This is a genomic window from Undibacterium sp. Jales W-56, assembly GCF_025548535.1.
In the GTDB taxonomy this organism is placed as follows: Bacteria; Pseudomonadota; Gammaproteobacteria; order Burkholderiales; family Burkholderiaceae_D; genus Undibacterium.
Genome location: NZ_JAJLQW010000009.1, coordinates 48374 through 71047 on the forward strand (window position 1 = coordinate 48374; position 22674 = coordinate 71047).

General features: G+C 53.9%; 18 protein-coding genes and 1 pseudogene. 12 read left to right on the plus strand and 7 right to left on the minus strand.

The annotated features are described in order from the left end of the window. Positions 1-9: 9 nt before the first annotated feature. Positions 10-927 (minus strand): DMT family transporter, encoded by a 918-nt coding sequence (locus LPB67_RS18525; protein WP_262838798.1) that lies wholly within the window; start codon positions 925-927, stop codon positions 10-12. 359 nt (positions 928-1286) lie between these two features. Between LPB67_RS18525 and LPB67_RS18530 the strand changes: the two genes are divergently transcribed. Further along, positions 1287-2393: an S-(hydroxymethyl)glutathione dehydrogenase/class III alcohol dehydrogenase gene (locus LPB67_RS18530; RefSeq protein WP_262838799.1), complete on the plus strand. Its 1107-nt coding sequence runs from the start codon at positions 1287-1289 to the stop codon at positions 2391-2393. A gap of 10 nt (positions 2394-2403) precedes the next feature. Then, positions 2404-3276 (plus strand): S-formylglutathione hydrolase, encoded by an 873-nt coding sequence (gene fghA, locus LPB67_RS18535; protein ID WP_262838800.1) that lies wholly within the window; start codon positions 2404-2406, stop codon positions 3274-3276. A 151-nt stretch (positions 3277-3427) separates the two neighbouring features. Here the strand turns inward: fghA and LPB67_RS18540 are convergent, their stop codons facing one another. Then, the gene (locus LPB67_RS18540) at positions 3428-5047 is read right to left on the minus strand and encodes a helicase HerA-like C-terminal domain-containing protein (protein WP_262838801.1); all 1620 of its coding nucleotides are present in this window, start codon (positions 5045-5047) and stop codon (positions 3428-3430) included. 131 nt (positions 5048-5178) lie between these two features. Between LPB67_RS18540 and LPB67_RS18545 the strand changes: the two genes are divergently transcribed. From LPB67_RS18545 to LPB67_RS18585, 9 genes are all read left to right on the plus strand, one after another. Then, entirely contained in the window at positions 5179-5904 is a 726-nt protein-coding gene (locus LPB67_RS18545) for a YebC/PmpR family DNA-binding transcriptional regulator (protein WP_262838802.1), read from the plus strand. 63 nt (positions 5905-5967) lie between these two features. Continuing rightward, positions 5968-7242 carry a phosphoribosylamine--glycine ligase gene (gene purD, locus LPB67_RS18550; protein WP_262838803.1) on the plus strand — a complete coding sequence of 425 codons (1275 nt, stop codon included), beginning with the start codon at positions 5968-5970 and terminating at the stop codon, positions 7240-7242. A 23-nt stretch (positions 7243-7265) separates the two neighbouring features. Beyond that, positions 7266-8165 carry an oxygen-dependent coproporphyrinogen oxidase gene (gene hemF / locus LPB67_RS18555; RefSeq protein ID WP_262838804.1) on the plus strand — a complete coding sequence of 300 codons (900 nt, stop codon included), beginning with the start codon at positions 7266-7268 and terminating at the stop codon, positions 8163-8165. Then, complete coding sequence (gene nadD, locus LPB67_RS18560) at positions 8166-8954, plus strand: nicotinate-nucleotide adenylyltransferase (RefSeq protein ID WP_262838805.1); 789 nt, start codon at positions 8166-8168, stop codon at positions 8952-8954. Beyond that, positions 8954-9661, plus strand: coding sequence for a ribosome silencing factor (gene rsfS / locus LPB67_RS18565; protein WP_262838806.1), 708 nt, complete (start codon positions 8954-8956; stop codon positions 9659-9661). Before nadD ends, rsfS begins: the two co-directional genes overlap by 1 nt. A gap of 113 nt (positions 9662-9774) precedes the next feature. Next, a complete protein-coding gene (rlmH, locus tag LPB67_RS18570) occupies positions 9775-10245 on the plus strand; it encodes a 23S rRNA (pseudouridine(1915)-N(3))-methyltransferase RlmH (RefSeq protein ID WP_262838810.1) in 471 nt (156 codons plus the stop codon). Positions 10246-10311: 66 nt separating this feature from the next. Further along, positions 10312-10932: a Maf family protein gene (locus LPB67_RS18575; protein WP_262838812.1), complete on the plus strand. Its 621-nt coding sequence runs from the start codon at positions 10312-10314 to the stop codon at positions 10930-10932. Between the two features lie 18 nt (positions 10933-10950). Next, complete coding sequence (rng, locus tag LPB67_RS18580) at positions 10951-12411, plus strand: ribonuclease G (protein ID WP_262838814.1); 1461 nt, start codon at positions 10951-10953, stop codon at positions 12409-12411. 53 nt (positions 12412-12464) lie between these two features. Next, a complete protein-coding gene (locus LPB67_RS18585) occupies positions 12465-13490 on the plus strand; it encodes an acyltransferase family protein (RefSeq protein ID WP_262838815.1) in 1026 nt (341 codons plus the stop codon). A 39-nt stretch (positions 13491-13529) separates the two neighbouring features. Here the strand turns inward: LPB67_RS18585 and waaF are convergent, their stop codons facing one another. The 4 genes from waaF to dnaE all read right to left on the minus strand — a co-directional run bounded on the left by waaF (position 13530) and on the right by dnaE (position 21302). After that, positions 13530-14597, minus strand: coding sequence for a lipopolysaccharide heptosyltransferase II (gene waaF, locus LPB67_RS18590; protein ID WP_262838816.1), 1068 nt, complete (start codon positions 14595-14597; stop codon positions 13530-13532). After that, positions 14594-16327 (minus strand): lipid A export permease/ATP-binding protein MsbA, encoded by a 1734-nt coding sequence (msbA, locus tag LPB67_RS18595; protein ID WP_262838817.1) that lies wholly within the window; start codon positions 16325-16327, stop codon positions 14594-14596. The genes waaF and msbA overlap by 4 nt, the downstream gene beginning before the upstream one ends. A gap of 102 nt (positions 16328-16429) precedes the next feature. Further along, positions 16430-17770 carry an O-antigen ligase family protein gene (locus LPB67_RS18600; protein WP_262838819.1) on the minus strand — a complete coding sequence of 447 codons (1341 nt, stop codon included), beginning with the start codon at positions 17768-17770 and terminating at the stop codon, positions 16430-16432. Further along, on the minus strand, positions 17763-21302 hold the full coding sequence (gene dnaE, locus LPB67_RS18605) for a DNA polymerase III subunit alpha (RefSeq protein ID WP_262838820.1): 3540 nt from the start codon (positions 21300-21302) through the stop codon (positions 17763-17765). Before dnaE ends, LPB67_RS18600 begins: the two co-directional genes overlap by 8 nt. Before the next feature lie 271 nt (positions 21303-21573). On the opposite strand from dnaE, the gene LPB67_RS18610 reads away from it, so the two are divergent. Further along, on the plus strand, positions 21574-22488 hold the full coding sequence (locus LPB67_RS18610) for a sulfurtransferase (protein WP_262838822.1): 915 nt from the start codon (positions 21574-21576) through the stop codon (positions 22486-22488). A gap of 74 nt (positions 22489-22562) precedes the next feature. Here LPB67_RS18610 and LPB67_RS18615 read toward each other — a convergent pair. After that, positions 22563-22674: pseudogene (locus LPB67_RS18615) on the minus strand (biopolymer transporter ExbD); the annotation flags it as partial.

Here is a 22674-nt window from a genome sequence, read left to right on the forward strand (position 1 = left end):
ATGAAAAATCTACTTCTTTCTCGATAACAGATACATACCGCCTATGACTAAAACCGTTCCTGCCAACTGCCAGCCGGTAATCGGTTCATTTAAAAAAAACGCGCCCAAAAACAAAGTCGATACCGGCCCTATCATGCCTGCTTGCGACGCAGTCGGCGCACCGATACGCTGTACCGCAATCATCGTCAAAAACACCGGCAGCACCGTACAAAAAATCGCATTCACCAGTGACAGCCAATACACCGCAGCAGGCTGCACCAGCATGCTGGTCGGACGCAATACGAAGAACTGCCCTATGCAGGCCACGCTGGAAACACACATCGCATACGACACCAGGCGCAAGGTGCCCAGCCGCATCACCAGCTGTCCCGACTGTATCAGGTACAAGGCATAAGAAATCGCCGCCCCCAAGACCAATGCCGCCCCCAGCATCACGTCGGCACCGCCGAATTGCAGATCATGTAAAAACACCAGCACGATCCCCAGATACGACACGCCCAATGCCGCCCATTCAATCCGGCTGACTTTACGCTGCAAAAAGAATACCGAAATCAATAACACAAACGATGGCGTCAAAAACAAAATCAGCCGCTCCAGACCCGCCGTAATGTATTGCAAACCTAAAAAATCCAGGAAGCTCGATAAATAATAGCCAACCAGGCCCAGGCCAACCAGACGCCAGCGATCGGCGACCGTCAGCGCCCCGCCCTTATGTGCCTGCCAGATCGCTATCGCAGCGAATACCGGCAGGGAAAACAGCATACGAAACGTAATCAAGGTCACCGCATCGACGTGATAACGATAAATCAGTTTAGCGACAATCGCCTTGGTGGAAAATAAAACGGCGCCGGTGATTGCAATGCTCAGGCCGATCAAGTACTGGTGTCGTTCGTGGGTGCTGCGGTGGTGAGTCGATTGAGTAGTCATGCCAAATATTGTAAGGGCATATCCGATTCTGCGTACTTAGGACAAATCCGTATTGCGTGTTTGCTGCGCCTGTTAATAAGCTTAGGAAAAACCATGATGGCGAGAAAAATATATATACTCCCACTAAGTATATTTTCAATAACTAATTACCATAAGCGGATAACACAATCTTTTTTGAAATAATAAGGGGAGTATATGAATTACTGGATTTAAAATGGAATTTTGCCGAAATGGCATAATACCCGCCAACATGCATCATCAAGAAATGCGTAACGACCACAACTACATCGTTCAGCGCGCCGGTAACGACTTAATGCATGGCATCCACATCGCCCCACCCGAATACGCAAAGGACAGACATGAAAACCAAAGCAGCAGTCGCATGGCAAGCCGGCAAACCTCTGACGATTGAAGAAGTGGAGTTAGGCGGCCCGAAAGCCGGCGAAGTCCTGGTCGAAATCAAAGCCACCGGCATTTGCCACACCGATTACTACACCCTGTCCGGTGCCGATCCTGAAGGCATCTTCCCGGCGATTCTCGGACATGAAGGCGCGGGCGTCGTGGTCGATGTCGGTCCCGGCGTCAAGAGTTTGAAAAAAGACGATCATGTGATTCCGCTGTACACACCGGAATGCCGCGAATGCAAATTCTGCCTGTCCCAAAAAACCAATCTCTGTCAGGCGATTCGCAGCACCCAGGGCCGCGGCCTGATGCCGGACGCAACCAGTCGTTTTTCTTTAGATGGCAAGCCGCTGTATCACTATATGGGTACATCGACCTTCTCGAATTACATCGTGGTACCCGAGATCGCCCTGGCAAAAATCCGCGAAGACGCACCATTCGACAAGGTCTGCTACATCGGCTGCGGCGTGACGACGGGCGTAGGCGCAGTCTTGTTCACCGCCAAAGTGGAAGCGGGTGCCAATGTGGTCGTGTTCGGTCTCGGCGGTATCGGCCTGAATGTGATCCAGGCGGCACGCATGGTCGGCGCGAATAAAATCATCGGCGTCGATATCAATCCGAATCGTGAAGCAATGGCACGCAAATTCGGCATGACCCACTTCGTCAATCCAAACGAAGTCGGCAATGTGGTTGATGCGATCATCGGCCTGACCGATGGCGGCGCCGATTATAGTTTTGAGTGCATAGGCAACACTACCACCATGCGTCAATCGCTGGAATCCTGCCATAAAGGCTGGGGCCAGTCGATCATCATCGGCGTCGCTGCGGCCGGCCAGGAAATCAGCACACGTCCGTTCCAGCTGGTCACCGGCCGTGTCTGGAAAGGTTCGGCTTTCGGCGGCGCACGCGGCCGCACCGATGTACCGAAAATCGTCGACTGGTACATGGAAGGCAAACTGAATATCGACGACCTGATCACGCACAAATTGCCTTTGGAACGCATCAACGAAGGCTTCGATCTGATGAAGAGCGGCGAATCGATTCGCTCTGTTGTTGAGTTCTGAGGTAACTGCGATGGGAACTCAAATAACCGCCGCCGCTTTAGAAATAATCAGCGAACACGCCTGCTACGGCGGCGTGCAAGGTTTTTATCGTCACGAGTCCAGCGAGATTGGCTTGCCGATGCGGTTTTCGGTATTCCAGCCGCCGCAGGCCAAAGACCGCGCCGTGCCCGTCCTGTTCTATCTGGCGGGACTGACCTGCAGCGAAGAAACCTTCATGATCAAAGCCGGGGCTCAACGACTGGCGGCGCAACTCGGCCTCATGCTGGTCGCGCCGGATACCAGTCCGCGCGGGGCGAATATCGCGGGCGACGGCGACCACTGGGATTTCGGTGTGGCGGCCGGTTTTTACCTCGATGCAATACAAGCACCGTGGGAAAAACATTACCGTATGTATTCCTACGTCGTGCATGAATTGCGCCAAAAGATACTCAAGAATTTCGCCGCGCGCGAAGACCGTACCGGCATCTTTGGCCACTCCATGGGCGGTCATGGGGCTTTGACGCTAGCCTTGCGTAACCGGGACATTTACCGCTCAGTCTCTGCCTTCGCACCGATCGCAGCCCCGACCAAATGCCCCTGGGGACAAAAAGCATTCAACGGCTATCTGGGACCGGATCAAAGCACCTGGCTAGATTACGACGCCTCGATCTTGATGGCGAACACCAGCACCCCTTTCCCGCACGGGATTTTGATCGATCAGGGTCTGGCGGATAAGTTTTTGGCGGAACAATTATTGCCGCAAGAATTTGAAGCCGCCTGCAACACAGCGAACCAGCCCTTAACGCTGCGACGCCATGAAGGCTATGATCATGGCTACTACTTCATCACGAGTTTCATCGACGATCATCTGCGTTTTCATGCGGCAATTTTGAATGCGGCATGATGAGAAAAGATATTGACTCTGATTGCGGCTTACAAAGAAAATAAGGTAACCGCAGAAACGCACAGAGCGCAGAGCAAACAGGATTTGCTTTGCGTTATTTGCATCTCTCCGCTAAATGATCGTCTTGGTGTTGTTTTACGTCCCGTCGACTCTATCTTTTCTTCAAAATAGAACCGAGCACACCGCGAATAATCTCCCGTCCGACCTGCGATCCTATCGTCCGTACCGCCGACTTGACCATGGTTTCAGCCACATTATCGCGACGGCGGATTCCTCCGCTACCTCCTAGCAAATTGCCAAACACACTTTTCAGCGTATCGCCAATACCGCCTTGTTCCTGGGTTTGTTCCCGTGTTTGTTCTTGTCTTTGTGCAGGGATCGTCGGTACTGACTCGGGTGCTGGACTACTTGCTGTACTGCCGCCGGAATTACCCCAGCCGTCACCGAGACCGCCGGAGCTATTGGCTGGCGGCGCACTCTGCGCATGGTTGTTGGCGACTCTGCCTTTGAGTTTTTCGTAAGCCGAGTCGCGATCTATGGTTTTTTCATACACGCCTGCGACAATCGAACTGGCCATCATTTGCTGACGCTCTTCAGCAGAGATCGGTCCGATTTGCGATGCGGGCGGCAAGATGAAACCGCGCTGGACGATATTCGGCCGGCCCTTTTCATCGAGAAAGGAAATCAATGCCTCACCCACACCGAGTTCGCTGATGACTTGTGCGGTATCGAGGTCGGGATTCGGACGGAAAGTCTCTGCCGCTGCCTGCACCGCTTTCTGGTCGCGCGGTGTGTAGGCGCGTAAGGCATGCTGGACGCGATTGCCAAGCTGCCCCAGCACCGTGTCAGGAATATCGAGCGGATTTTGCGTGACGAAATACACGCCGACACCTTTGGAACGGATCAGGCGCACCACTTGCTCAATTTTTTGCAGCAAGACTTTAGGAGCTTCGTCGAACAGCAAATGCGCTTCATCGAAGAAGAACACCATCTTAGGCTGATCGAGATCGCCGACTTCGGGCAAATGCTCATACAACTCGGATAGCATCCACAACAAGAAAGTCGAATACAGGCGCGGCGATTGCAGCAACTGGTCGGCGGCGAGGATATTCACTATACCTTTGCCGCTGGCGTCGGTTTGCAGCATATCGTCGAGATTCAGCATCGGCTCGCCAAAGAATTGCTCGCCGCCCTGCTCGGAAATCGCCAGCAGACCGCGCTGTATCGCACCGATGCTGGCGGCAGAGATATTGCCGTATTCGGTCTGGAATTCGCTGGCGTTGTCACCCAGATGCTGCAACATCGCACGCAGGTCTTTGCTGTCCAGCAGGAGCAAGCCGTTGTCATCGGCGATTTTAAAGGCGAGCTGTAATACGCCTTCCTGGGTTTCATTCAGGTTCAGCATACGGCCCAGCATCAGCGGCCCCAGATCCGAGATCGTGGCGCGTACCGGATGCCCTTGTTTGCCGAACACATCCCAGAATGTCACGGGACAAGCCTGCCAGCTTGGCGCATCAACGCCAATTTGCTCGCAACGCTGCTGCATTTTAGGACTAAGCTGGCCTGCGTTTGCCATGCCGGACAGGTCGCCCTTGACGTCCGCCATGAAGACCGGCACGCCGATGTCCGAGAAAGCCTGCGCCATGACTTGCAATGTCACGGTCTTGCCAGTGCCGGTCGCGCCGGTGATGCAACCGTGGCGATTCGCCCAATCTGACAACAAATGCAGTTCCTGCACTTGATTTTTTGCGATAAGCAGTGGTTTTGACATGGTTTTGGTCGCTCTCCAAGGGGATTTGAATAAAATCACTATGTTAAAATGGCAGACTTCATTATAGAACCGAAGCTAAGGGAATTTGCCTGGCTTTAGGTGAGCAATTGCCAATTCAAGAGAGAGCGATCATGGCAGGACATAGTAAATGGGCCAATATCAAGCATAAAAAAGCGGCCACCGATGCAAAACGCGGCAAAATCTGGACTCGTTTAATCAAGGAAATTACAGTTGCAGCACGCATGGGCGGCGACGATGTCGCCTCGAATCCACGTCTGCGCCTGGCGGTCGACAAAGCAGCTGGCGCGAATATGCCGAAAGAAAACGTCACGCGCGCGATACAACGCGGTAGCGGTACGCTGGAAGGCGCAAACTACGAAGAGATCCGCTACGAGGGCTACGGCATCGGCGGCGCAGCGATCATCGTTGACTGCATGACCGACAACCGGGTGCGTACCGTGGCAGAAGTACGCCACGCATTCAGCAAATTCGGTGGCAATATGGGCACCGAAGGATCGGTCGCGTTTTTGTTCACGCATTGCGGTCAGATGCTGTTTGCCCCCGGCACCAATGAAGATGCCCTGATGGAAGCCGCATTGGAAACCGGTGCCGACGACGTCCTTACCGACGACGAAGGTGGCATCGAAGTGCTGTGCCAGCCTTACGATATGTCCGGCATCAAAGACGCGCTGGAAAAAGCCGGATTCATCCCGGAAGTCGCTGAAGTCATCATGAAGCCCGGCACAGAAACCGTGTTCACCGGCGACGACGCGATCAAGATGCAAAAATTACTGGATGCGCTGGAAAATCTGGATGACGTGCAGGAAGTCTTCACCAACGCCATCATCGAAGATTAAATCTGACTTGCATTTGCAGAATTGCTGCAAATGCAAATCAGCCATTGAAAAAAGAAAGCTGTTATGAAAATTCTCGTCGTTGGCTCTGGTGGCCGTGAACACGCATTAGCCTGGAAACTCGCTCAATCGGAACGCGTTCAGACCATTTTTGTCGCTCCCGGCAATGGCGGTACCGCGCAAGATATCCGCCTGAAAAACGTGGCGCTGACCGATTCAGTTGCGTTGGCGGATTTCGTTGAAAAAGAGCAGATCGGCCTGACCGTGGTCGGCCCCGAAGTGCCTTTGGCCGCGGGTATCGTCAACGTGTTCCGCGCCCGTGGCCTGAAAATTTTTGGCCCGAGCAAAGAAGCAGCACAATTGGAAAGCTCCAAGGATTTTGCCAAATCCTTCATGCAGCGTCATGCGATTCCAACCGCTGAATACCAGACTTTTTCAGATCTGGCCGCTGCACATGATTACATCGCGCAAAAAGGCGCGCCGATCGTGATCAAGGCCGATGGTTTAGCTGCAGGCAAAGGCGTGGTAGTCGCCATGACGCTGGAAGAAGCGCATGCCGCCGTCGATATGATGTTGTCCGACAACAAGCTCGGCGACGCCGGTGCACGCGTCGTGATTGAAGAATTCCTGGCGGGCGAAGAAGCGAGTTTCATCGTCATGGTCGATGGCAAAAACATTTTGCCCCTGGCAACCAGCCAGGATCACAAACGCCTGCTTGATAATGACGAAGGGCCGAATACCGGCGGCATGGGCGCCTATTCCCCTGCACCTATCGTGACGCCGCAACTGCATGCGCGCGTGATGCGCGAAATCATCGTACCTACCGTGCAAGGCATGGCGAAAGACGGTATCGTATTCACCGGCTTCCTGTACGCCGGCCTGATGATCGATGACAACGGCAATCCTAAAACCCTGGAATTCAATTGCCGCATGGGCGATCCCGAGACCCAACCTATCATGGCGCGTCTGAAAACCGATCTGGTCAATGTCATGGAGCACGCCGTCAACGGCACGCTCGACGCAGTGGAGCTTGAGTGGGATCGCCGTACCGCGATGGGCGTCGTGATGGCCGCAGCAGGCTACCCGGATGCACCGCGCAAAGGCGACGTCATTACCGGCATTCCGGCCGAGACCGCCGATTGCGTGACTTTCCATGCCGGTACCGCATTGAAAGACGGCGCGCTGACGGCAACCGGCGGGCGCGTGTTGTGCGTGGTCGGGCTGGGCGACACCGTGAAGCTGGCACAAAAACATGCCTACGAAGTGCTTGAAAAAATCCACTTCGAGGGCGCCCAATATCGTCGCGATATTGGCTGGCGCGCAATGAACAAGAAGCACTAATCACTTTATGACAATCAGAACGCATGACTGACTCACACGCCGTAAAAACCTATCTGCTAGACTTGCAATCCAGGATAGTCGCCACGCTGGAAAACATCGACGGCAAGGCCTTTATCACCGATAGCTGGGACAGACCGGAAGGCGGCGGCGGGATCTCTCGCGTGATTGAAGAAGGCAATGTATTCGAACGTGGCGGGGTGAATTTTTCGCACGTGATGGGCAACAACCTGCCGCCCTCCGCGGCGGCGCACAGGCCGGAACTGGCGGGCCGCAAATGGGAAGCCATGGGCGTGTCGCTGGTACTGCATCCGCGCAATCCGTATGCGCCTACAGTGCATATGAATGTGCGCTTCTTCATCACATATGCCGAAGGTAAGCCGGATGTCTGGTGGTTTGGCGGCGGCATGGATCTGACGCCTTATTATGGCTTTGTCGAAGACGCACGGCATTTTCATCAATGCTGCAAAGAAGCTTTAAGCCCGTTTGGTCAGGACTTGCACCCGCGCTTTAAAAAGTGGTGCGACGAATATTTTTATCTCAAGCATCGCAAAGAAGCGCGCGGTGTTGGCGGTATTTTTTTTGATGATTTTAATGAACTCGATTTTGCGACCAGCTTTGCGATGACGCAAAGTGTCGGCGATGCATTTGTACCGGCGTATAGTGCGATCCTTGAAAAGCGCAAAGATATGTCCTATGGTGAACGCGAGCGAGACTTTCAGGCATATCGCCGCGGTCGTTATGTCGAGTTCAATCTGGTGTTTGATCGCGGTACGCTATTTGGCCTGCAATCGGGCGGTCGCACAGAATCGATACTGATGTCGATGCCGCCGATAGTAAAATGGCGTTATGACTGGGCGCCGGAAGAACATAGCGCCGAAGCGGCACTAGCGACAGAATTCTTGCCGCACAGGGAATGGGTTTAAATGAGTTCGCCATCGGATTCCGTTGCGACAAGTGCTCAGACGAATCCGCCGGCTCAGCATGAACAGCGCGATTCGTACAGCGAAGATAGCCAGGCGCAGCAATGTATCGTTGTACTGGGCGGCAGTTTCGACCCTGTGCATCTCGGTCATCTGGCGCTGGCAAAACGGTTTATCAGCTTATTATACCCGCAAGAGTTGCGCATCATACCGGCTGGGAACCCATGGCAAAAGAAGGGTTTGATCGCCAGCGCAGCGCAACGATGCGCGATGCTGGAATTGGCGTTTGCAGCACAATTCGATTGCAAGCTGACGATAGACCTGCAAGAAATACAGCGGGCTGAACAACAGCAGGCAACATATACCATCGATACCTTGCGCGCGCTGCGGGCAGAGTATGGAGACCAGACTTCCATCGTTTTTTTAATCGGTGCCGACCAGTTGCAGAATCTGTCTAACTGGCACCAATGGCAAGATTTGTTTGGTCTGGCGCATATCTGCGCGGCCTCACGACCCGGCTTCCAACTGGATCAGACAAACTCGCCGCAGACAGCAATGTCAGTAGCACAGCAAGTACAGCAGCAAGTGCTGCAAAAATTCAAGCAAGGAGCGGCAACACCGGAACAAATTCGCACTACCCCCGCCGGGCGGACTTATCTGGCAGAGGATCTCCTCGTCGATATTTCCGCCACACAGATTCGTGACGATCTGCAGCGTGGACAGCTAACAACATCGCTAGTGCCTCCCAAGGTGCTAGACTATCTACAACAACATCATATATACGAAAAATAATGGATATCAAACAATTACAAACACTGGTCTTTGACGCTCTGGAAGACGTAAAAGCACAAGACATCCTGGTCTACGACACCACCCACCTGACCAGTCTGTTCGATCGTGTGGCGATTGCCTCCGGTACCTCGAATCGTCAGACCAAAGCGCTGGCGGCATCAGTCCGCGATAAAGTCAAACAACATGGCGGCGATGTCATCGGCATGGAAGGTGAAGGTACCGGTGAATGGGTGCTGGTCGATCTGGGCGACATGGTCGTCCACATCATGCAACCGGCAATTCGCGCCTACTATCGTCTGGAAGAAATCTGGGGCGACAAAGAAGTCAAATTCGGCGCTGCCAAACGCGGCACGAAGAAATTGCCAACGGCTTCAGAAGACGAGGATGTCAAACCTAAGCGTGCCAGCCGCGCCAAGTCTGCAGCCGTCGAAGTGACCCACGACATGATGGCCAGCCAAACAACGCTTGACGATGAGCCGAAGAAAACCACGCGCAAACCACGCGCTGCCAAAGCAGCCAGTGCCGATGCGCCGGCAAAACCCGTTCGCAAATCAACCGCAGCCGCAGGCAGCACTGGCGTGAAAAAAACCAGCAGCAAAACACCGAGCGGTACCCGCGTCAAAGTTGCCGCAACCAAGACCGCCGTCGCCTCTGCAAAAAAAGCCGCGGACAAGAAAGCCACCACGCGTCGTAAAACAGCAGAATAAGCAAGTTCTCATCGTGCACAAACATGTTTGATATGACATGTCCAAGATAGGCTTCTGTGTCACACAGAGGCCTTTTTTATTACGGTTTTTCTCAGCTATTTATTCAAGATTGTATGCAACTCATCATCGCTGCCGTTGGCCACAAAATGCCCGCCTGGATTGAAGATGGCTTTAATGAATACAGCAAGCGCATGCCGCCCGAATGCCGGATTCATCTGAAAGAAATCAAGCCGGTCGAGCGCTCCGGCAGTAAAACAGCCGAAACCGTCATGGGGCTGGAGCGCGTCAAGATAGAAGCGGTACTGCCCAAGAATGCCCGCATCATTGCACTAGATGAACGCGGCAAGGACCTGACCAGCGTGGCCCTGTCGCAGCAATTGACCGCCTGGCAGCAAGATGGACGGGACGTGGCTTTTATCATCGGCGGCGCAGATGGGCTGGATGCCGAATTCAAGGCCAGGGCCGATATGCTGATCCGCATTTCCAGCCTGACGCTGCCGCATGGGATGGTTCGTGTCCTGCTCGCCGAGCAGCTCTACCGCGCTTATTCGATTACACAAAATCATCCGTATCATCGGGTTTAAGCGCAGCCTGACATCCTGGCGCACAATAACCGGATTCCATCAGATAAAAAAAGCCGAGGAGACACCATGCCCATCGCCGACAATAAAATATATCTCGCTTCCAAGAGCCCGCGTCGTCGTGAACTCTTGCGCCAGATCGGTATCGACTTTGAAATATTGCTGCTCAGGGATTTAGCGCCACGCGGTCCCGATGTCAGCGAACAGGTGCTGCCAAATGAACTGCCGCTCGATTATGTCAGCCGCGTCACCCAGGAAAAAGCCGAAGCCGCCTGGACCATCATGCAGCATCGCAGACTGACAATGCGCCCGGTACTGGCAGCTGATACCACCGTAGTCATCGACGATCAGATTCTAGGTAAACCATCCGATCAGGCTGAGGCGCGCGCCATGCTGGCTAAGCTGTCCGGACAACAGCATGCCGTGCTGACCAGCATCGCGGTGGTCAGCACGCACGGCCGCTGGCATCTCACGCAACGCTCGGAAGTCACTTTCGCGACGCTATCGGAACAGCAGATTTCAGACTATTGTCTATCCGCCGAGCCGTATGACAAAGCCGGCGGATACGGCATCCAGGGCAGCGCGGCACGCTTTATTTCCCACATCAGCGGCAGTTATTCTGGCATCATGGGCTTACCCTTATTTGAGACGGTCCAGCTGTTGCGACAAGCAGGTATTCATATCCCCTAATTGGTATTTTATTGATCTATGAGCGAAAATCTCCTCATCAACATCACCCCGCAGGAAACCCGGGTCGCCTTGATTTTTCAAGGTGCAGTACAAGAGCTGCATATCGAGCGCACCCTGTCGCGCGGTCTGGTCGGCAATGTCTATCTCGGCAAAGTGGTGCGGGTACTGCCTGGCATGCAATCGGCATTTATTGATATCGGCCTGGAGCGTGCTGCGTTTTTGCATGTCGCCGATATCTGGGATGCACGTTCGCAAGAAGGCGGCAACGTCCTGACGCCGATTGAAAAACTCTTGTTCGACGGTCAATCGGTTACGGTACAGGTCATCAAAGATCCTATCGGCACCAAGGGTGCCCGACTCTCCACCCAGATTTCGATTGCAGGACGCATGCTGGTCTACCTGCCGCAAGATTCCCATATCGGGATTTCGCAACGCATCGAGAATGAAGCCGAGCGGGAAGCGTTGCGCGCCAAAGTCCTGAGCCTGCAGCAGCCGGATGAAAGAGGTGGCTTCATCGTCAGGACCATGGCAGAAGATGCATCCGACGAAGATCTCAAATCCGACGTCGAATACCTGCGCCGTACATGGGCGAATATTACCCAGATGGCGAAGACCCAGCCGCCCACCACCCTGCTCTACCAGGACCTGAATCTGGCGCAACGCGTACTGCGCGATTTCGTGAATGAAGAAACCGCAAGCATCCAGGTTGATTCGCGTGAAAATTATCAGATGCTGGTCGATTTTGGCGCTACCTATACACCCTCGGTACTACCGAAACTCCAGCACTACACAGGTGAACGTCCGCTGTTCGATCTCTACGGCGTCGAAGAAGAAATCGAGCGTGCGCTGGGACGCCGGGTCGATCTGAAATCCGGCGGCTACCTGATCGTCGATCAGACCGAGGCCATGACAACGATCGACGTGAATACCGGCAGCTTCGTCGCCGGACGCAATTTCGACGACACCATCTTCAAAACCAATCTGGAAGCGGCACACGCCATCGCCCGCCAGCTGCGCCTGCGCAATCTGGGCGGCATCATCATCCTCGATATCATCGATATGGAGAATGAAGAGCATAAGGCCGCGGTCCTGGCGGAACTGAACAAGGCCTTGTCACGCGACCGCACCAAGCTGTCGATCTCGAATTTCTCGGCCCTAGGCCTGGTCGAAGTCACGCGCAAACGCACCAGGGAATCCCTGGCGCATATCTTGTGCGAGCCCTGCCCTGCTTGCAGCGGCAAAGGCCAGGTAAAAACTGCCCGCACCATTTGCTACGAAATCCTGCGCGAACTGCTGCGCGAAGCCAAGCAATTCAATCCTAAAGAATTCCGCATCATGGCATCGCAAGTGGTCGTCGATATGTTTCTTGAAGAAGAATCCCAGCATCTGGCCATGTTAGGCGATTTCATCGGCAAACCGATTTCACTGCAAGTCGAGAATGTCTTCCACCAAGAGCAGTACGACATTATCTTGATGTAAATTGCAATGATGTACGGTCAACCGAAGTCGATGCAAAAGCGATGAAAAAGGTGATGAACGACAGACACATCTGGGTTGATTATGCGAGGGGCATCGGCATCATGCTGGTGGTCTATGCGCATGTCGCACGCGGCCTGCGAAATGCCGGGCTGCCATTGGATAAAGCCAGCTATATGCTGATCGACAGCGTGATCTATAGCTTTCACATGTCCTTGTTTTTTTTCCTGTCCGGCTTGTTTTTCCTGGCGTCGCTAGACAAATACGGCGCTGGCAAGCTGATGCGCGGCAAAGTCGCTACGATTGTTTATCCGTATCTGATCTGGTCGCTGTTACAGGGTTTTATCGAAGTATCTTTATCTGCGTATACGAATGCAAAAACCAGCGTCGGCGAGGTGCTGGCATTACTCTGGATGCCGCGCGCGCACTTCTGGTTTTTATATGTGTTGTTCCTGATTTTTGGACTCGCAGTGCTGGTGTATCGTCAGCATCAGGCGCGCCGGCACGGCATGATTATCTTATCTGCTGCGGCTTTCTGGGTGCTGCACTTATATCTTGCTTTACCGTTCCCGTTTGACTATCTGGCGAATTATTTTATCTTTTTCGTACTCGGCATCAGCGTCCCCAGCCTGCTCAAGCAAATAGAGGCGCGCCCCGCTCTCTACGTACTGGCAAGCTTGAGCATCTTCATTGCTTTGCAGACTTTGTTCCATAGAACATTGCACTTAATTTACACCGACCATAGTTTGCTGCTCATCAGCTTGTCGTGCTCGGGAATTATCCTGGTCACCAGCATGTCGATGTGGCTAAGCCGCATGCGCTTCACTCACTGGCTGGGCGTCATCGGGCAATATTCCCTGCCCATTTATCTGATGCACATCCTGGCGGCAAGCGGCACCAGAATTATTCTCAGTAAAATAATGCACATCGATGATGTGGCGACGCAGCTCTTGCTGGCCTGTCTTGCCGGCATTCTGTTGCCGATGCTTGTTTATCGGTGCGCGCAAATGCCCTCGCTCCGTTTGCTGGACTATCTATTTACCCCGCCAAAGTGCTGGTCGATCGGCGTGCTGCGTAAGTAAAAAAATTTGAGAAAATCGCTCGCAATACATCGCCGCACCTCAGCCACGCACGGGGTGCTGCAGGATCGCCTGTAAAGGCGCCCAGACCATCTCTGCACTCAGTTTCTGCATGCAGTCATGATGACCTAAAGGACATTCGCGCTGTTTGCATGGCGCGCAACTCAGGTGTAAAGAAAGCGAATGCGCGACATCGGAAAATGGCGGTGCATGCTCCGGATCGGTAGGGCCATACAGTGCGATCACCGGACGATTCAAGGCCGAGGCGATATGCAACAAGCCGGAATCATTACTCACCATCGCAGCGGCTCTGGCGATCAATGCGATGGCCTGATCCAGACTGGTCTTGCCGGCGAAATGATGTACCGATGGCGACAAAGCCTTAATCTCATCGCAGACTGCGCTATCTTTCGGCGAGCCTAGCAAGACGATTTGCGTCTCTGGATTCGCTACCGCTACCTGATCCGCGAGTTGCGCAAAATGCGAGGCCGGCCAGCGTTTCGCATTGCCAAATTCTGCGCCCGGCGCAAAACAAATTAAGGGCTTGAGCAGTGACAAACCGAGTTGCGTAAAGGTCGCTGCGATTTGCGTTTCGTTCACAAACAGCGACGGTCGCGCAATAGGCATCGTTATCTGGGTTGCCGGTTCTGTAGCTAGCGCGGCATAAAAAGGCACCATCGCTCTGGGCGCTGCAGGATCGTCATGATGCATGAGATTGATCAGGACGTAGCGACTCTCGCCTTTATACCCGACACGCTTGGGAATGCCGGCCAGCCAGGGGATCAGCGCAAACTTCAAGGTGTTCGGCAAAACATAGGCCGCGACGTAGCCGCGTTGACGCAGTTGCCGCGCATAGCGCCAGCGCTCGCGCAATTGCAGCGCTCCGTGCTTGAATGGGGTCTCCAGCACCGTGTCGACTTCTGCCATCGCCCGCAGCACCGGGGCGACCCAGGCAGCTGCCAATACATCAATCGCATGCTCCGGATGCTGCTGCTTCAATAAGCGCAACAGCGGCTGCGCCATCACTGCATCGCCGATCCAGTTCGGTGCAATGACTAGAATCCGCGGCGCATTCGCGCAAGCGGGAAAAGGTGCAGAAGGCACACTCATGTTGATGCGGTGAATTGCAAGCGGTACAGATTGGCGTACACACCGTCTTTCGCCAATAACTCGGCATGTGTGCCGATCTCACCGAGCATGCCATCCACCAGCACGGCAATGCGGCTGGCGCGTTCTATGGTCGATAAGCGATGCGCAATCACCAGCGTGGTTCGGCCTTGCATTAATTCATCGAGAGCCGATTGCACCGCACGCTCCGATTCCGAATCCAGCGCCGACGTTGCTTCATCGAGTATCAGGATCGGGGCATCTTTATAAATCGCCCTGGCAATCGCCAGACGCTGGCGCTGTCCGCCGGACAAGCGGCTGCCGTTATCGCCGATCATGGTGCTCAAGCCTTCCGGCAGTTCTCGTACCACGTCTTCCAGATGCGCTGCAGTCACTGCGGCGGCGATACGGGCAGCATCGGGCTGCGGATCGCCATACGCAATATTCGCCGCCACCGTATCATCGAACAGCACGACGCTCTGGCTGACCATGGCGATCTGTGCACGCAAGCTCGCCAGAGAAATCTGATTCAAAGGCATGCCATCCAATAGAATCTCACCGGCACTGGCCTGATAAAAACGCGGCACCAGATTTACCAGCGAGGTCTTGCCGCCACCCGACATACCGACCAGCGCCAGCGTCTCGCCGGGCTGGATGCTGAGGTTGATCTGCTGCAGGGCGACTTGCTCTTGCCCCGGATAACTAAAACTGGCGTTGATAAATTCCAGCTTGCCTTGCGCTCTGGCGGACAAGGGATTGCCGCTATCGTGCTCAGGCTCGGCATCGATCATGGAAAACACCGACTCTGCGGCCGCCATGCCGCGTTGCATGGGGCCGTTCAGATCGGCGAGACGCTTCAAGGGTGCCAACAACAGCATCATCGCCATAATAAATTCGACGAAATTGCCTACCGAAGTCTTATTCTGAATCACCGCCAGCATCACCACGATCGATACCGCACAGGCCGCCAATATTTGCGTGACCGGGGTGGTGGTCGCCACGGCGACTGTGGTCTTCATGGCATAGCCGCGCAGTTTTTCATTCTTGTGATCGAATCTGTCCTGTTCATATTTTTGTCCGCCAAAAATACGAATCACCTGGCTGGCGCGCGTGGTTTCTTCGATGACCTGCGTCAATTCGCCATTGACCTCGAGCTGATCGCGATTGAGCCTGCGTAATCGTTTACTGACCCTGCGTATCAACAAAGCCATGGCAGGAATCAATACCAAGGTCACCAGGGTCAATCGCCAATTGATCCACAGCAGATATACGAAGAGAACCGCGACGGTAAACGAATCCCGGAACAAGGTCGTAATCGAGACCTTCACCATCTCCACGATTTGCTGCGCTTCAAACATGATGGTGTTGATGATGCGTCCGCTGGATTCCGTGTGGTAAAAATTAATGGGGACGTTAAGGATGCGGGCAAACACCTGCGCTCGCAACTCGTTCAACTGACTTGCCGCAATCCATGACATCAGATAACTGGTGGTGAAAGTACACAAGCCACGCAGGATGAAAATTCCCACAATCGCTGCCGGAATTTTCCAGAGCGGTAGATTGGTTTTTTCCCCCTTAAACCCGTGATCCAGCAGATAGCCGAAAACCCGCGGGAACATAGCTTCTGTCAAAGCGGTAATCAGCATGGTCAATGCGGTTATCCATAATAGCCGACGATGCTGGTGCATGGAGGCCCACAGACGCCGGGCGATTTGTATCGTTTGAGTATTCATCAATGTCATTATTTTGTTTTATTATGAACAGCAATCCGCTTTATCCATGCGGATTTCAGAGCATTTTCGTGCCACAAGGCGCATGGATAGTGCGCAATCAATTTAGAAATTCCTTTGATTTTTTTCACTGGCTTTGCTGACACCTGCCAGGGGAATCGCCAGCAAAATCATGAACGCCATACCGAATACGCCATCGCGCAAGATCGCATTAAACATGCCGCCGACCATCATGCTGAGGCCCAGCATCGCCAGCAACATCGCGCGCTCGCGTGTTTGCGCATGCTGCATCATGCGCCGCGCCAGCCATAGTTGCGTCAACCAGATCCACAGCAAAGCCGCCAATCCGGCGATGCCAAGTTCGGTGAAGTACAGCAGGTAGTCGTTATGCGGCGTGGTCATGGTGCCGCTCATCAAGCCCTTGGCACGTTGCTGGTACAGCGGCATCCAGTGCGCAATGCCGTGCCCGAGCAAAGGCTGCTCTGCGATGATCTGGCTGGTGATTTTATAAATTTCCAGACGCATGCCGTCTTCGCCGATCTTCTTTCCTTCATTAAATGAATGAATTTGATGCACCGTGCATTGCGCACGGGTTGCCAGGATTTGCGCAGGCCCGGCTCCGGCGGCCTGCATCTCATTCGCGATACAGGTCGCCGGTGCCGGCAGGCTCAACACGTAATTCCAGATGCCAAGCCCCGCCGCCAACAGGCAGGCTAATGCAAGACCGCTACGCCACGAGCAGCGCAAATTCCGCAAGGCCATCAGCACACACAACAGGACAAAGATCAGACTGGCGGTGCGGGTTTTCGCCAGCAACAGCAAAGCCAGCCCCACATAGATCAGTACCAGTATTCTGATGAGCAGATGATTCCTGCGCAAGACCAGCTCATGCAACATCCAGCCGGAAGCGACCGCCAGCAAGATGCCGAGCAGGATAGACTTATTTCCTTCATACACGACATAGCTGCGGAACAGCGTATTGTTCGGCAAGAGATGCAGCAAATTCAGGTAATACAAACTGGCGGCGAAGATCGCTCCGGCAAAGAAGATCCGGATGGCTTTGGCTTGCCAGGCTCCGCTACCTACACACAGAAACGGGAACAAAAATAAATAGGTCTGATAATGCCAGAATGCCGACCAGAATTCTCCGGCAGGCCGCTGGTGCAGCAAGGCAGCGGCGATACTGACAACCGTTAAGCCCAGCACAGGCGGCAGCATAGGACTGAGTCGCAGGCACTGCCATTTATCTTGATATCCGTTCGATAGCAGCAAGCTGATATAAAACGCCAGCACGCCGCCGTACATCACGCCGACCGGAAAAAATAAAGTCAACGGCAGCCAGGCCAGAACCTGCTGCGGCCAGGCGGTGCGCCTGGTCCATAGAGCAGCCCCACTCGACTGGCTCGTCCCGGATAGCGGTTCCGTCTGCATCAGGCGATCAGGCATATTCAATCTGCACTTGATCCGGGGTCAGCCACTCACCGAGTTTTTGCCGCAGATTGTCATCCGGATTGACCCGCCACTGATCCGCCAGATACAGCTCGGCGCTGGCGTCGGTATTTTGATAACGGATCAGCACAGGGCAACCTTCTGGATTCAGACTAGGTTTGAGTATGTCCTGCAATTTTTTCAGGTCAGTTCCCATCGTCAGCGACAAGCGTAAACCTTGCGAAAACTGGACGCGCGCACGACCGATGTCCATGATTTTTTCGGCCGTGATTCTGAGTCCGCCCGAGAAACGGTCTTCAGATACTTTGCCCAGCACCGCCAGGAATTCATCTTCTTTCAACAAATTTTTATACTCGTCCAGCATTTCGCTGTACACCGTCACATCGACCGTGGCGGTGCCGTCATCGAGCGTGACGATCATGATCTTGCCGCGCTGCGTCATCTGGGTACGCAAACCGGCAATCACACCGCCGATCAGACGCAGATCGCGCGAAGGTTCGAGCTTGGCGAGCGTGGTCTTGATAAACTGCCTGACTTCAGATGCATAGGCATCAAACAGATGGCCGGACAGATAAAAACCGAGCGCCAGTTTTTCTTCCATCAAACGCTGCCTGTCCGACCAGTGATCGGCTTTCACGTATTCGGGCGGCGGAATCATATCCTCATCATCCCCGAACAAACTGACCTGATTAATCGCCGCCTCGGCCTGTTCGGCCGCTTCCATCGCCAATGGCACGGTGGCCAGCAACACTGCGCGATCCTGCTCCAGGCAATCCATGGCGCCGGCGCGTATCAGTGATTCAACCGTGCGGCGATTGACCTGACGCTTATCGACGCGTTTTGCGAAATCGAATAAGTTCAGGAAAGGCCCGTCAGCCTTGCGTGCCGCAACGATGCTCTCGATCGCATTTTGCCCCGAGCCTTTGACCGCACCGAGGCCGTAACGGATTTGCATGGCTTTTTTGCCTGGCTCGCCGACCGGAATGAAGCGGTATTCCGATTGATTGATATCGGGCGCGAGCAAAGTGAGTTTGCAAATATCGAGCGAGTCTTCGACCAGAATCTTGATCTTGTCGGTGTCGTCCATGGCCAGCGACAAGTTGGCTGCCATGAACGCGGCAGGATGATGGGCCTTCAGATACGCGGTGTGATACGACAGCAAGGCATATGCGGCAGCATGCGACTTGTTGAAGCCGTAGCCGGCGAATTTTTCCATCAAGTCGAAAATCTCGTCGGCTTTTTGCTGCGACAAACCATCTTTGGCTGCACCGTCGCGGAAGATCTGCCGATGCTCGGCCATCTCTTCGGCTTTCTTCTTACCCATCGCGCGACGCAGCAGATCCGCACCTCCCAAAGAGTAGCCGCCGACCACCTGCGCCATCTGCATCACCTGCTCCTGATACACCATGATGCCGTAGGTTTCAGACAAAATGCCTTCGGTACGTGGATCGGGATAATCGAATTTCTCACCGTGCTTGCGCTTGCAGAAATCGGGGATCAGATCCATCGGTCCCGGACGATACAAAGCCACCAGCGCAATAATGTCTTCAAAGCGATCGGGACGCGCATCCTTCAGCATGCCCTGCATGCCGCGGCTTTCCAGCTGGAACACAGCGACGGTTTTCGCCTTGGTCAATAGTTCGTAAGATGGGCGGTCGTTCAAGGGCAATTTCGCCAGATCAAAATCCGCCATCGCGGGATCCAGCATTTTGATGTAGCGGACCGCACGATCCAAGATCGTCAAAGTGGTCAAGCCCAAAAAGTCGAACTTCACCAGACCGACGGCTTCGACGTCGTCTTTATCGTATTGCGAGACCACGCCGGAATCGCCGCCCTGAGTATAGAGCGGGCAAAAATCGGTCAGCTTGCCCGGGGCGATCAGCACACCACCGGCATGCATGCCGATGTTACGCGTGATGCCTTCGACCTGTTGCGCCAGGTCGAGCAAGGTCTTCACTTCTTCTTCGTTTTCTTGTCGCTCGGCCAGCAAGGGCTCTTCGACAATCGCCTCGGCTATCGTGACCTGCTTACCCGGTTTAAAGGGAATCAGTTTCGAGACGCCGTCGCAGAACATATAACCGAAATCGAGCACACGGCCGACGTCGCGGATCGCGCCTTTGGCCGCCATGGTGCCGAAGGTGGCGATCTGCGATACCGCCTCTTTGCCGTAGCGGTCTTTCACATATTGGATCACCCGGTCACGGCCTTCCTGACAGAAGTCGATGTCAAAGTCGGGCATCGATACCCGCTCAGGATTCAAGAACCGTTCGAACAGCAAATTGTATTCAAGCGGATCCAGATCGGTAATCAGCAGCGAGTAAGCGACCAATGAACCGGCCCCCGAGCCGCGACCCGGACCAACCGGCACGCCGTTATTTTTCGCCCATTGAATGAAGTCGGCCACGATCAGGAAGTAGCCGGGGAACCCCATCTTGATGATAGTGTCGGTCTCGAACTTCAGGCGCGCTTCGTAACGCGCTCTGTGCTGCTCGCGCTTTTCCGGATCGGGATAAAGTTGCGCCAGGCGCTGCTCCAATCCGCGCTGCGATTCATGCACCAGAAAATCGTTGATGGTCATGCCATCCGGGGTGGGAAAATCCGGTAATTTCGGCTTGCCCAGTTCCAGCGTGAGATTGCAGCGCTTGGCAATCTCGACAGAATTCCTGAGGGCGCCGGGGATGTCGGCAAACAAGGCTGCCATCTCTGCCTGGGTCTTAAAGCATTGCTGGTCGTTGAAGCGGCGCACGCGGCGACCATTCGCCAGCATATCGCCCTCGGCGATACAGGTACGCGCTTCGTGTGCAATGAAGTCTTCTTTATTGAGGAACTGGATAGGATGCGTGGCGACAACCGGCAACTGTAACTTGCGGGCCAACGCGATCGCCTGGCGCACATGGGCATCCATATTCGGCTGGCCAGCACGTTGAATTTCAATGTAAAAGTGATTCGGGAAAATCGCGGCCCAACGCCGGGCACTGCGTTCCGCCAGATCGATATTGCCGTTGTCTATCGCGATACCGACATCGCCAAAATGGGCACCGGACAGCACGATCAGGCCAGGCTCCTCCCCTGTTTGCTGGTCTGCCGTAAACAGCGCTTGCAGCCATTCATAACGGATCTCGGCACGACTGCGATGCTGATTTGTCAGCCAGGCCTGTGCCAATAATTCGCAAAGCTGCAAATAACCCTTTTTGTTTTTTACCAATAACATCAAACGCGAAGGTTTATCCCTGTCGATGTCATTCGTAATCCACGCATCGCAACCGGCAATCGGCTTGACGCCCTTGCCACGTGCGGCTTTATAAAATTTGACCATGGCAAACAGATTGGCCAGATCGGTAATCGCCAAGGCGGGCTGTTTATCTGTGACGGCGGCCTTAATCACATCGTCGATACGAACCAGGCCATCCACAATCGAATATTCAGAATGCAGACGCAGGTGCACGAATTGCGGGAAAGCTAGCGTTGGCGAGGCTGGGGCGGCGCTCTCGACGGCGCTCTCATTAGTCAATGTTAATTCAGTATTCATCCGCGTATTTTACCGTGCCGCGCTGGCGAAAACGATTGCCGCCGCAGGTAAAAGTTCATCGATGACCATTTAAGTTGACCAGAACTTACTCCGCAACGCCTGGTAGCCGCACATCTTCTCGCCTGGCATTCATATGACCTTTGTCGGCATGTCTTGCCGGAAAAATTTTGCATAGTCCTGCCGGTTTTCCTTTTTTGGATCGCAAAACTGTAAATTTGCTGCCAGAAAAGTTTATAATGCTGCCAAATCAATGACTTACTGAATATCTATTATGTCGTACGCAACTCCCGCAGCACAAACTCAAGCAACGCCCTACGTTAATATTTCTGCTTATAAATTCATCACGTTTAACGATACCGCGGAAAGACGCCCGGAATTTATCGCTAAATGCCAGGAATTGCATCTCAAAGGGACCGTCTTACTGACTCCGGAAGGCATCAATATGTTCCTGGCCGGATTGCGCCACGAGATTGATGCGTATATGGAATGGCTGCATACCGATCCGCGCTTCGCCGATGTCGTCGCTAAAGAAAGTTTTTCCGATCATCAGCCGTTCACTAAATTACTGGTCAAGCTAAAACCGGAAATCATTACCATGCGCATGCCTTTGATCAAGCCGGAAGAAGGACGCGCGCCATCGGTTGATGCGCATACCTTGAAGCGTTGGCTGGACCAGGGTCATGACGACAATGGTAAAACAGTGGTCATGGTGGATACGCGTAATGACTTTGAGGTCGATGTCGGCAGCTTTGACAATACGATTGACTACCGTATCAGTAAATTTACCGAATTCCCTGCGGTGATTGAAGCCAATCGCGCAGCCTTGAATGACAAGACGGTAGTGACCTTCTGTACCGGCGGCATTCGCTGCGAAAAAGCTGCGATCCATATGCAGAATGTCGGATACGAGAGCGTGTATCAGCTGGAAGGCGGCATCCTGAAATATTTTGAAGAAGTCGGCGGCGCGCATTATCACGGCGACTGCTTTGTCTTTGATTATCGTACGGCCCTGAATCCCAGACTCGAAGCAACCGACACCAAGCAATGCTATGCCTGCCGCGCCGTGGTGACGCCGCGCGAACAGCTATCCCCCTGGTATGTTCCCGGTAAATCATGCCCTCATTGCAAAAAACTTCAGACCAGTGAAGTAGCCGGTGAAGATTCAGCTGCGCAAGCCACCAGTTAAGTAAAATAGCAAAAGAAAAAGGCTCCGCGAGGAGCCTTTTTTATTGGTCAGAGTAGATTCCGAAATGTCTTACATTATTTCAAGAACTGCTCATTGCCGACCATACCGATCTTGGTCACGCCCAGACGCTGTGCGCTGGCCATCACATGCGCCACCGACTTGTAGGCCACCAGCTTGTTCGGCCGC

Excerpts from the sequence above, each read along its gene's own strand:
- LPB67_RS18525 (WP_262838798.1), bottom strand. The coding sequence starts at position 927 with ATGACTACTCAATCGACTCACCACCGCAGCACCCACGAACGACACCAG.
- LPB67_RS18530 (WP_262838799.1), top strand. The coding sequence starts at position 1,287 with ATGAAAACCAAAGCAGCAGTCGCATGGCAAGCCGGCAAACCTCTGACG.
- fghA (WP_262838800.1), top strand. The coding sequence starts at position 2,404 with ATGGGAACTCAAATAACCGCCGCCGCTTTAGAAATAATCAGCGAACAC.
- LPB67_RS18540 (WP_262838801.1), bottom strand. The coding sequence starts at position 5,047 with ATGTCAAAACCACTGCTTATCGCAAAAAATCAAGTGCAGGAACTGCAT.
- LPB67_RS18545 (WP_262838802.1), top strand. The coding sequence starts at position 5,179 with ATGGCAGGACATAGTAAATGGGCCAATATCAAGCATAAAAAAGCGGCC.
- purD (WP_262838803.1), top strand. The coding sequence starts at position 5,968 with ATGAAAATTCTCGTCGTTGGCTCTGGTGGCCGTGAACACGCATTAGCC.
- hemF (WP_262838804.1), top strand. The coding sequence starts at position 7,266 with ATGACTGACTCACACGCCGTAAAAACCTATCTGCTAGACTTGCAATCC.
- nadD (WP_262838805.1), top strand. The coding sequence starts at position 8,166 with ATGAGTTCGCCATCGGATTCCGTTGCGACAAGTGCTCAGACGAATCCG.
- rsfS (WP_262838806.1), top strand. The coding sequence starts at position 8,954 with ATGGATATCAAACAATTACAAACACTGGTCTTTGACGCTCTGGAAGAC.
- rlmH (WP_262838810.1), top strand. The coding sequence starts at position 9,775 with ATGCAACTCATCATCGCTGCCGTTGGCCACAAAATGCCCGCCTGGATT.
- LPB67_RS18575 (WP_262838812.1), top strand. The coding sequence starts at position 10,312 with ATGCCCATCGCCGACAATAAAATATATCTCGCTTCCAAGAGCCCGCGT.
- rng (WP_262838814.1), top strand. The coding sequence starts at position 10,951 with ATGAGCGAAAATCTCCTCATCAACATCACCCCGCAGGAAACCCGGGTC.
- LPB67_RS18585 (WP_262838815.1), top strand. The coding sequence starts at position 12,465 with ATGAACGACAGACACATCTGGGTTGATTATGCGAGGGGCATCGGCATC.
- waaF (WP_262838816.1), bottom strand. The coding sequence starts at position 14,597 with ATGAGTGTGCCTTCTGCACCTTTTCCCGCTTGCGCGAATGCGCCGCGG.
- msbA (WP_262838817.1), bottom strand. The coding sequence starts at position 16,327 with ATGAATACTCAAACGATACAAATCGCCCGGCGTCTGTGGGCCTCCATG.
- LPB67_RS18600 (WP_262838819.1), bottom strand. The coding sequence starts at position 17,770 with ATGCCTGATCGCCTGATGCAGACGGAACCGCTATCCGGGACGAGCCAG.
- dnaE (WP_262838820.1), bottom strand. The coding sequence starts at position 21,302 with ATGAATACTGAATTAACATTGACTAATGAGAGCGCCGTCGAGAGCGCC.
- LPB67_RS18610 (WP_262838822.1), top strand. The coding sequence starts at position 21,574 with ATGTCGTACGCAACTCCCGCAGCACAAACTCAAGCAACGCCCTACGTT.